This is a genomic window from Duganella sp. BJB476 (assembly GCF_003416895.1).
Taxonomy (GTDB): Bacteria; Pseudomonadota; Gammaproteobacteria; order Burkholderiales; family Burkholderiaceae_D; genus Rugamonas.
The window spans coordinates 465,160-475,646 of record NZ_QVIO01000005.1; the positions used below are offsets into that span (position 1 = coordinate 465,160).

At 63.8% G+C, this 10,487-nt stretch carries 4 protein-coding genes and 1 pseudogene; 2 read left to right on the forward strand and 3 right to left on the reverse strand.

Features of this window, described 5'->3' with window-relative positions:
* Positions 1-65: 65 nt before the first annotated feature.
* Together D0T21_RS21960 and D0T21_RS21965 are read right to left on the reverse strand one after the other, a co-directional pair.
* Positions 66-4,229 carry a DEAD/DEAH box helicase gene (locus tag D0T21_RS21960; protein ID WP_116991418.1) on the reverse strand — a complete coding sequence of 1,388 codons (4,164 nt, stop codon included), beginning with the start codon at positions 4,227-4,229 and terminating at the stop codon, positions 66-68.
* Between the two features lie 6 nt (positions 4,230-4,235).
* The gene (locus D0T21_RS21965; protein WP_116991419.1) at positions 4,236-6,218 is read right to left on the reverse strand and encodes a S9 family peptidase; all 1,983 of its coding nucleotides are present in this window, start codon (positions 6,216-6,218) and stop codon (positions 4,236-4,238) included.
* A 114-nt stretch (positions 6,219-6,332) separates the two neighbouring features.
* On the opposite strand from D0T21_RS21965, the gene hemE reads away from it, so the two are divergent.
* Together hemE and D0T21_RS21975 are read left to right on the forward strand one after the other, a co-directional pair.
* Positions 6,333-7,415, forward strand: a complete 1,083-nt coding sequence (gene hemE / locus D0T21_RS21970) for a uroporphyrinogen decarboxylase (protein WP_116991420.1) — start codon at positions 6,333-6,335, stop codon at positions 7,413-7,415.
* Positions 7,416-8,198: 783 nt separating this feature from the next.
* Positions 8,199-10,232 carry a primosomal protein N' gene (locus D0T21_RS21975; protein WP_116991421.1) on the forward strand — a complete coding sequence of 678 codons (2,034 nt, stop codon included), beginning with the start codon at positions 8,199-8,201 and terminating at the stop codon, positions 10,230-10,232.
* 8 nt (positions 10,233-10,240) lie between these two features.
* Here D0T21_RS21975 and D0T21_RS32540 read toward each other — a convergent pair.
* A pseudogene (locus D0T21_RS32540) lies at positions 10,241-10,487 on the reverse strand (IS110 family transposase); the annotation flags it as partial.

Below are 10,487 nucleotides of genomic sequence, written 5' to 3' on the forward strand. Positions count from 1 at the left end.
GGCCGAAGCGGAGGAGATTATCATTAATCCGCAGGTTTGAGCGCATCCGGTTTGTAACCGGACGGCTACTTTCGCATTCCTTCTTGCAGCATATTCAACATCTCGGAGGCCGACATGCGGCCCGAGACGTCGCTGCCTTCCAGCAGGCTGTCGGCCAGGTCGCGCTTGTGCTGGTGCAGGTCGACGATGCCTTCCTCGATGGTGTGGCGTGCCACCAGGCGGTAGATGGTGACCGGCCGCAGTTGGCCCATGCGGTGCGCGCGGTCCGAGGCCTGGTCTTCCACCGCCGGATTCCACCATGGGTCCATATGGATCACGTAGTCGGCGGCGGTCAGGTTGATGCCGACGCCGCCCGCTTTCAGGCTGATGAGGAACACGTCGCCCTCGCCGGACTGGAACAGGTCGACGCGCTTCTTGCGGTCGGCCATGGGCGTCGAGCCGTCCAGGTATTGATAGCTGATGTTGTTGGCGTCCAGGTGGGCGCGGATCAGCGACAGGTGGTCGACGAACTGGCTGAACACCAGCACCTTGTGGCGGTTCTCCAGCAAGCCTTCCAGCAAGTGCGCGAAGGCCGCCAGCTTGCTGCTGGCCAGGCCCAGTTCCGGCGCCACCAGGTTCGGGTTGCAGCAGGCGCGGCGCAGCCGCATGATCTCGGCCAGGATCTGGATCGATTTCTTCTCGGCCGGGCCTTCGACGGCGGCCAGGTTTTCCAGCGCGGCGCGGCGCAGCGATTCGTACAGCGCCGTCTCGTCCGCCGACAGGTCGACTTCCATCGTGATCTCGGTGCGCGATGGCAGCTCGGTTAGCACCTGCGCCTTGGTCCGGCGCAGCATGAAGGGCTGGATCAAGCGCCGCAGGCGATTGCGCGCGCCCACTTCGGCCCGATGGTCCTGCGGTTTTTCGATCGGCGCGGCGAAGCGCAGGTTGAACTGCTCGATGCTGCCCAACAGGCCCGGATTGATGAAGCGGAACAGGTTCCACAACTCGCCCAGGTGGTTCTCCAGCGGCGTGCCGGTGGCGATCATGCGGAAGTCGCCCTTGAGCGCCATCACGGCCTGTGAGCGCTTGGTGGCGCCGTTCTTGATCGCCTGCGCTTCGTCGAGCACGATGGTGTTCCACTGCACGCCGGCGAACAGCGCGGACTCCAGTTGCAGCAGGCCGTAGCTGGTCACCACCAGATCGTAGGGCTGCAAGGTGGACATGGTCTCGGCCCGGTCGCCGGGGCCGAATAGTTTCACGTTCAGCGTCGGCGCGAAGCGCGCAGCCTCGCTGATCCAGTTCATGCAGACGGAGGTCGGCGCCACCACCAAGGTCGGGCCTTGCGGTGCGCGCGAGAGGATCAGCGCCAGCGCCTGCAGCGTTTTTCCCAGGCCCATATCGTCGGCCAGGCAGGCGCCCACGCCCCAGCTGGCGAGGCGCGACAGCCAGTTGAAGCCTTCCAGCTGATAGTCGCGCAGCTCCGCCTGCAGAGTGGTCGGCAGCTGCGGCACGAAGGCCGCCTGCGCCTCCATGCGCGCCAGGTGTTCCTTCCACAGCTTGTCCGACTTCAGGCCGCCGATATCGTCGGCCAGCTCCTCCAACGCGAACGACGCCAGCGGATGCACGCGCACGCCGTCCTCGGTGATCTCGCCGTAGACCGACACTTCCATCAGCCGGCGGTGCAGTTCCTCGGTCAGCGCCAGGTAGCGGTTCTCGCCCAGTTCCACGAAGCGGCTCTGGCTCTTCTGCATCAGCTCCAGCAGCGTTTTCAGGTCCATGACCTTGCCTTCGTCGATCTGCAATTCGCCGCTGGCCGCGAACCAGTCCTTGTTGCTCTTGATGGCCAGGCGCAGCTGCTTGGTTTCCACCTTGGCGGTCACGCGGAAGCTTTCGCCTTCCGGCCAGGCCAGTACGATGGCGTCCGGGTTCATCTCCTGCAGTTCCACCAGCAGTTGCAGGCACAGCGCCGGTTGGCCCAGCAGCCATTCGCCGTGTTCCTGCTCGGCCGATTCCAGCACCGGGCACTTGGCGATCAGTTCGCGCTCGGCGTCGCGCTCGTCGATCAGCTTGCGGCGCGCCTGTACCGGCTTGCCGTTGACGTCGGCGATCACGCTGTCGGCGCCCGCGCCGGGCGCGTAGTACGCGCCGTTGGCCAGCGGCCGCACCAGCACCTGCATCTTCAGGCCGTGCTGGTAGGGCAGCAGGTGCAGGTGCAGGCGCATGTCGGCCTCCACCTGTTCCATGTCCGGCGCGGCGCCACCGATTTCCGACTGCACCGTCACCAGCGAGGAGATGGAGCTGATCGCATGCAGCACCTGTTGCTCCGCGTGGGCCGGCACGTTCAAGCCGTTGCCGACGATGGCGGCGATGCGGCGGTGCTCGTCGAGGATGGTGACCACGCGCAGGCGGGTCGGCGTCTCCTTGCTGACGATGACGGAGGAGCTGTCATCCGGGATCGGCGGTTGCAGGCGCAGTTCCAGGTTGCCCGGGCTTTTCTTGATCAGCAGCTCCGGTTCGCCGGCCAGCATTTCCACGCGCGTATCCGGCGCGTCGGCCCAGAACAGCAGCGGATGGCCGATCAACGCCGACGCGGCGCGCTGCGGATCGATTTCGTAAGCCAGGCCGCTGGACTGGTAGCTGCGGTGTGCAACCGAGATCGCCTCGGACGCGCGGATGTCCTGCGGCGTCAGGAAATCGAACTGCTCGGCCTCGAAGCGCAGCCGTTTCAGGCCGACGGCGCGGCCCTTGCTCCACAGGCCGCGCGCATCGCGCTTCTGTTCCACCGGCGCGACGTCGGTCAGGCCGTGGCGGTTGTCGTAGTTCAGCATCCACACCAGGCGCGTGCTGCCGGCGGCATCGGCGGTGGCGGGCTGCTGGAGGTTGATCAGCGCCGTCAGCTGCCGTTGCCACGCTTCCTGGCGTTCGAACCATACGCTCATGTCGGGATAGCCCAGGCGCGAGCGCAGCGCGTTCGCGTGGCGCTGCTGTTCGACGTCGCCCAAGTGGCCCAGCAGGCAGGCGGCCTGGCCGGCGATGAACAGGTAGCCGGCGCGCTCGGCGTTCTGTGCCAGCTCCTGCAACTGCGCCTTGCGCTCGGACAGCTGCGGCAGCGACAGCCAGAAATACAGCAGGCACTGGAACATCTGCGTTTGCAGGCTGTTGTCCCAGGCCAGCGCGGCGACGGCGTCGGTCTGCATGGTGCCCGCGCGGATCTGGCGCAGCATGTCGATTTGCTGGTGGACGGCGGTGTCGTGGTTCTGCGGCATGCGCACGGCGATTTCGAGGTAGGCCTCGGCCGCCTTCAGGTGCTTGGCATCGCCGCTGCGCAGCATCGACAGCAGGTACAGGTAGCCGGACATGCCGGTGAACAGGTGCTTGCGTTTGCCGGTGTCGCGGCGCAGTGTCTTCAGCGCGGCGTCGAAGCCGACGATGGCCGCGCCGCTGGCGCCGCGCAGCAGCACCACCGCGCTGGCGAGGTACTGGCTTTGCGGGCCGGCGGTGCGTTCCAGGTAGCGTTTGGCGTCGTCCAGGCGGCCGCACAGGATCGCATCCTCGGCCAGCGCCATGCGCAGCTCGGGGCTGATGTCGTCCTTGGTGGCCAGGCGGCGCTGCATGTGCTGTTCGCAGAATTCGCGTATCACCGGCACCGTCAGGAATTCATGCTGGGCGTTTTGCAGCAGCACCATCAGCACATCGTCCTGCAGCAACGGATGCACGCGCGCCAGCATGCCCGGCTCGAAAGGACGGCCGAAGATGTCGACGATAGGATGCAGTTGCGCCGCTTCGTAGCTGCCCAGGCAGAATGCCAGTATCGGCTGGATCTGCTGCGGCGCCAGGCCGCGCAGAAGGCCCATGCGCAGGCGCGCCATGCCGGCGCGGTAGCTGCGCGGCTCGAAGCTGTTCCAGGTCTGGCGCATCGGCGTCAGCTCGTCGTAGGCGCTGCACAAGTCGTCCAGCGCGTGCGTGCCGATGGAGGCGCGCATCGCCGGCCAGCGCAGCTTGGGATTGCAGACGAAGCCGCGCCCCGTCACGATGCTGATGAAGGCCAGCCGTTCCAGCTTGCGCATCGATTCGTCCAGCGTGCCGACGCCGTAGGCATTGCCGTCCTTGTCCTCGATACGGGCGTGGTTCAGGTGATCGAGGATGGCCGTGCGTCCCACCGGCTCGCCGATCAGGGCGAGCAGCGCCAGTATCATTTTTTCGTTGAATTCTAGCGCGTCAAATTCGGCGAGCAGCTTAGCGTCGGCCATGCGGGGTCAGTCTTTCAGGTTATCGATGTGTACCGGCGGCGTGGCCGCAGGATCATGCAGGCCAAACATCCGTTGATAGAAGTACAGCTCCGCTTCCAATGTGCGGACGATGTTTTCGCCCTTGCGGAAGCCATGGCCTTCGCCTTCCAGCGGCACATAGGCCACCGGCACGCCGCGCGCCTTCAACGCGTCGACCATCATTTCGGATTGCTGCGGCGGCACCACCTTGTCGTCCAGGCCCTGGAAGAAGATCATCGGGCGTGCCAGCTTGTCGGTGTGATTGATCGGCGAGCGGGCCTGGTACAGCGCCTCGGCCTGCGGCTGCGGCGCGATCAGGTACTCATTGTAGTGCGATTCGAACTTGTGCGAGTCCTGGTCCAGGCCTTTGAGGTCGGACACGCCGTAGTAGCTGGCGCCCACCTTGAACACGTTGTGGAAGGTCAGCGCGCACAGCGTGGTCAGGCCGCCGGCGCTGCCGCCACGGATGATCAGGCGTTCGCCATCGGCCAGGCCGCGTTCGACCAGCGCCTGCGCGCCGGCCACGCAGTCCTCGACGTCGACGATGCCCCACTGTCCCTTGAGCAGGTCGCGGTAGGCGCGGCCGAAGCCGGTGCTGCCGCCGTAGTTCACATCCAGCACGCCGAAGCCGCGGCTGGTCCAGTACTGGGTCTTCAGGTTCAGCGTGTTGACGGTCATGCCGGTCGGGCCACCGTGGCTGATGACGATCACCGGCGGCTTGCTGCCCGCAGGCGCCGCCGCGTCGCGGTTGCGTGGCGGGTAGAAGAAGGCGTGCGAAGTGCGGCCGTTCGCGCTGGCGTAGCTGATGCTGGTCGGGATGGACAGGTAGTCTTCCGCCGGCAGTTCCTCGATCGACTGCGCCAGGATTTCCACGCCCTCCTCGGTGAAGTCGATGCGCGCCAGTTCCATCGGGATGGTCGGGCCGCCGGCCAGCATGGCGATGTAGCCCTTGGCCACGCGCAGTTCGCGGATCTCTTCGTAGGGATTGGCGATGGCTTCCAGCTTGCCGCTGCCCGGCAGCAGGCGCGCCAGGCGGCTCACGCCCTTGTCGATGTAGGTGCAGATGATTTCGGAGGACGAGCGAAAGCCGTACATCGAGTTCCCGAAGGTCCAGTGCGGCGAGGCGAATTCCGCCTCCATCGGGCACAGGCCCTCGGTGCGATCGCGTTCGCGGCACAAACGGTACAGGTTCCACCAGCCGCTGCGGTCGGAGACGAAGTGCAGCAGGCCGTCCGGCGACCATTCGGGCTGGCACACCGATTCCTCGGCGCCGCCGGCGATGCGCACCGGCGCGGCCAGCGCGCCGTCGTCGCCGATGTCGGCCAGCCACAGCGTGGTGCCCTGCCACGGCATGCGCGGATGGTCCCAGCTCAGCCAGGCCAGCGAGCGGCCGTCCGGCGACAGGCGCGGCGACGAGTAGAAGTCTGCGCCTTGTGCCAGTACGGTCTCGCTGCCGTCGGCGTCGATGGCGCAGATGGTGTTGGCCGGCTGGGCGTGGGCGTCGCCCGCGTCATCCCGATGCAGCTCGCGCACGCCGATCAGGCGTCCGCGCGCGCGGTCGACCACGAAGTCGGCGAAGCGCTGCTTGCCGGCCCTGGTCAGCGCCACGGGGACCGCGCCGTCGTCGGCTACATCAAGTTTGTAGACGACGTTGTCGGCAAAATGCGAAAAATAGATGGTATCGCCGTCCACCGTATAGCCGCCGCCGCCGTATTCGTGTACCCGGCTGCGCACATTGAAGGGGGCCGGCGTCAGTTCGCCGGTGGTCACGCCGTGGTGGCGCAGCAGCGTGTTGCGGCCCGCTTCGGCGGCGCGGCCGGCCAGCCAGAAGATATCGCTGCCATCGGCGCCGCCCAGCATCAGCGTGGACAGGGGCGTGGCGCCGGCGGCCACGCGCGCGGCGCTGATGGTCGATGGCCAGGCGCCGAAGGGCGCGGTGATGGTGCTTGTTGTCGATCCAGCGGATGTCATGGCGTCTCCAAAGTCGGGTGCTACGCATGATAGAGAATGAACGGACTATCATCCAGCAAAAAAAATCCGCGCAGGATGCGATAATAGTCTTTTGACCGATTTCGATTGCCTTCCATGCCACAATTTGCCCCGCTCCAGAACGACACCTTCTTGCGCGCGTTGTTGCGCCAGCCGACCGACCACACGCCTGTGTGGCTGATGCGCCAGGCGGGGCGATACCTGCCAGAATACCGCGCCACGCGCGCCAAGGCTGGCTCCTTCATGGGCCTGGCCACCAATCCGGACTACGCCACCGAAGTCACCTTGCAGCCGCTGGACCGCTTCCCGCTGGACGCCGCCATCCTGTTCTCGGACATCCTGACGGTGCCGGACGCCATGGGCCTGGGCCTGTATTTCGTCGAAGGCGAAGGCCCGAAATTCGAGCGTCCGCTGAAAACCGAGGCCGACGTGCTGGCCCTGCGTGCGCCGGAACTGGGCTCGCTGGACTATGTGTTCAAGGCCGTGACCCAGATCCGCACCGAATTGAACGGCCGCGTGCCGCTGATCGGCTTCTCCGGCAGCCCGTGGACCTTGGCCTGCTATATGGTCGAAGGCCAGGGCTCGCGCGAGTTCCACACCATCAAGAAGATGCTGTACAACCGCCCGGACTTGATGCACCACATCCTGAGCATCAACGCCAAGGCCGTGGCCGAGTACCTGAACGCCCAGATCGATGCCGGCGCCCAGGCGGTGATGGTGTTCGATTCGTGGGGCGGCGCGCTGGCGGACGGCGCCTATCAGGAGTTTTCGCTCAAATACATGCAGCAGGTGGTTTCCCTGTTGAAACGTGACAAGGACGGCGTCAAGATCCCGGCCATCGTCTTCACCAAGGGTGGCGGCCAGTGGATCGAGCAGATCGCCGACATCGGCGCCGACGCGGTCGGCCTGGACTGGACCGTCAACCTGACCCAGGCGCGCAAGCTGGTCGGCCACAAGGTCGGCCTGCAGGGCAACCTGGACCCGGCCATCCTGTTCGCCAGCCCGGACCAGATCCGTGCCGAAGTGCATAAGGTACTCGACGCCTACGGCAAGCCGACCGACGGCAATGGCCACGTGTTCAACCTGGGCCACGGCATCTCCCAGTTCACGCCGCCGGAGAACGTCGCCGCCATGGTCGAAGCCGTTCACAGCTACAGCAAGGCCCAGCGCGCATCCTGATGTAATTTCCGAACATGGGGCACGTTTCTCCGGAGGCGTGCCCTTTTTCATTGGTGTTCACGGCTGAGTAAAACCGACTTATGCACAATTTTTTTTACTGCGGAAATATTAGGCAGGGCTTTTTTGCTAGCCCGTGAGGATGTTGCAAGTCGTTGATTATGAAGGATAAAATTTGTGGTCGAAGAGGCAATACATGGCAAGTCGTAAACCTTGACTGTCCACTGAAACTAGTTTATTTCCTCATTGTCCACAAAGTTATCCACAAAAACTGTGGATAAAAAATAAAAGTACTTAGTAAACCGTGACTTAGCCATAATGTTGCTGTTTTGCCTGAGGTTTATGTTGCGTTGCACGATTTTTGAGCAAAGTTTAGGCCGTGATAACGAAGTTGTGAACAGACAAACCTTACACATAAGGTATGTCTAAAGCTATCCACTGGAAGTAGCGTATTGTGCTCTGCAATATCGGTGGATAAGTTCTAAAAAATGCTTGATTTCGTCAAAAAATGCATCCTAAATACTTCACTTATGCACAGCGGCGGAGAAAAAACACGAATTTTTCTTCTCCTAGGAAGCATTTTCCAAGTGATTGATTTTAAAGAGAAATAATTTTGAATTTTTGCCCGGTTTACGACGATGCGAAGCCAGAAGTCTATGCTTTCCGGGGATTAAGATTCCTTTGTCCACAAAGTTATCCACAAAAACTGTGGATACTTCAAAGCGCCCCAATGAGGGCGGTATTTGCGCCCAATTGCCGCAAGAATTTTCTACTGTGACGGGATCTATGCAGGGCCTTTTCCACCATTGCATTCTTCAGATTGCGCTTGATACGCCGCTGAACGCGATTTTCGACTACCGCTGGCATTGCGACGCGGGAGAGCAGCCGCAGGTCGGCCAGCTGGCGCTGGTGCCGTTCGGCCGCCGCGAGGTGATGGGCTTGATCGTCGGCGTGGCGGCCGAGACCGATGTGCCGGCCGAAAAGCTGAAGGATGCGCTGGCCGTGCGCAGCCAGCTGGGGCCGCTGTCGCCGGAATGGCTGGCGCTGGCCGGCTTTGCCGCCGACTATTACCAGCGTCCGCTGGGCGAAGTGGCGCTGCCGGGCCTGCCGAAGAACCTGCGCGTGCTGACCACGGTGGCGCTGGACCGGGCGCTGAAGAAGCTGGCCAAGCTGGACGCGCCGCACGACGGCACGCCGCTGAACATGCCACAGCTCAATCCATCGCAGCAGGAGGCGGCGGACGCCATCGGCGGTGCGGCGGGTTTCAAGCCCACTTTGCTGTACGGCGTCACCGGCAGCGGCAAGACCGAGGTCTACCTGCAATCCTGCGCGCAGGTGCTGGAACGCGAGCCGGACGCGCAGATCCTGATCCTGGTGCCGGAGATCAACCTGACCCCCCAGCTGGAAGGCAATATCCGCGCGCGCTTCCCCGGCGTGATGCTGGCGACCTTGCACAGCAGCCTGTCCGAAGGCGAGCGCATGTTGCACTGGCTGGCCGCGCACCAGGGCAAGGCTCGCATCGTGCTGGGCACGCGGCTGGCGATCCTGGCCTCGCTGCCCAACCTGAAGCTGATCGTCATCGACGAGGAGCACGATCCCTCGTACAAGCAGCAGGAAGGCCTGCGCTACTCGGCGCGCGACCTGGCCGTGTGGCGCGCCTGGCAGTTGGGCATCCCCATCGTGCTGGGCTCGGCCACGCCGTCGCTGGAGAGCTGGCACCACGCCCAGTCCGGCCGCTACCGCAAGCTGGAGTTGCGCGAACGGGCCGTCAAGAACGCCGTCCTGCCGCAAGTGAAGCTGCTGGACATGGAGCGCGACAAGCCCAAGGATGGGCTGACGTCCCACTTAATCGCAGCGATCAAACAGCGCATGGAGCGCGGCGAGCAGTCGCTGCTGTTCCTGAACCGGCGCGGTTATGCGCCGGTGATCTGCTGCGAATCCTGCGGCTGGATCAGCGAATGCACGCGTTGCACCTCGTTCATGGTGCTGCACCGTCCCGAGCATCGGCTGCGCTGCCACCATTGCAGCCTGGAGATGCGCATCCCGCGCCATTGCCCGACCTGCGGCAACGTCGATCTGCAACCGCTGGGGCGCGGCACGCAGCGCGTGGAGGAAGGCTTGCAAGCCATGTTCCCGGAAGCGCGGGTGTTGCGTATCGATGCCGACTCCACCCGCAAGAAGGGCAGCGCGCAGGCCGCCTTCGATACCGTGCACCGGGGCGAGGTCGATATCCTGATCGGCACGCAGATGGTGGCCAAGGGGCATGATTTTAAAAAGCTGACCCTGGTCGGCATCCTGAACCCGGATACGGCGCTGTTTTCGCAGGACTACCGCGCCAGTGAGCGCCTGTTCGCGCAATTGATGCAGGTGGCGGGCCGCGCCGGCCGCTCCGCCCAGACCGAAGGCGGCAGCACCAGCGAGGTGCTGATCCAGACCCGCTATCCGCAGCATCCGCTGTACGACGCGGTGGTGCGCCATGATTACGACCATTTCGCCTCGGCCCTGCTGGAGGAGCGCGAACAGGCCGCCTTGCCGCCCTATCTGTTCCAGGCGCTGCTGCGCGCCGAGGCGCCGGAGCTGGCCACGGCCATCGAATTCCTCACCATCGCCCGCGATTGCGTCGAGCATCCGGGCATCACGATCAACGATCCGATCCCGATGAGCATGACGCGGGTGCACAACGTCGACCGTGCGCAGTTGCTGGTGGAGTCGGCGTCGAGGCCCATGCTGCAAGCGTTTCTACGAGAGTGGCTACTCACTCTGAGGGAAATGAAGAGCCGCGTGAAGTGGTCGCTGGAAGTCGATCCGCTGGATATTTAACATCGGGGTCAGATACCGTCTTGAATGACAAGCCCTTTCGATAAGTAATTAGGATCGAAGGGCTTGTCGTTGCGTATCACTCCATAAATCAGGTGTGCCAGTTTGTGCATGACTGCTCCGATGACAGTTTTCTTCGCCATCCCAGTTGCAGTAAGTCGTTCTGCAAATTGATGCAGGATGGGGTTGTGCCGGCGTGCCACCAAGCTAGGCATGTACAGCGCAGCGCGCAATGAGGTACTGCCGGTTCGACTGATC

What these genes read in the sequence shown, in the direction of transcription:
- D0T21_RS21975 (WP_116991421.1), top strand. Translation starts at nt 8,199, where the DNA reads ATGCAGGGCCTTTTCCACCATTGCATTCTTCAGATTGCGCTTGATACG.
- hemE (WP_116991420.1), top strand. Translation starts at nt 6,333, where the DNA reads ATGCCACAATTTGCCCCGCTCCAGAACGACACCTTCTTGCGCGCGTTG.
- D0T21_RS21965 (WP_116991419.1), bottom strand. Translation starts at nt 6,218, where the DNA reads ATGACATCCGCTGGATCGACAACAAGCACCATCACCGCGCCCTTCGGC.
- D0T21_RS21960 (WP_116991418.1), bottom strand. Translation starts at nt 4,229, where the DNA reads ATGGCCGACGCTAAGCTGCTCGCCGAATTTGACGCGCTAGAATTCAAC.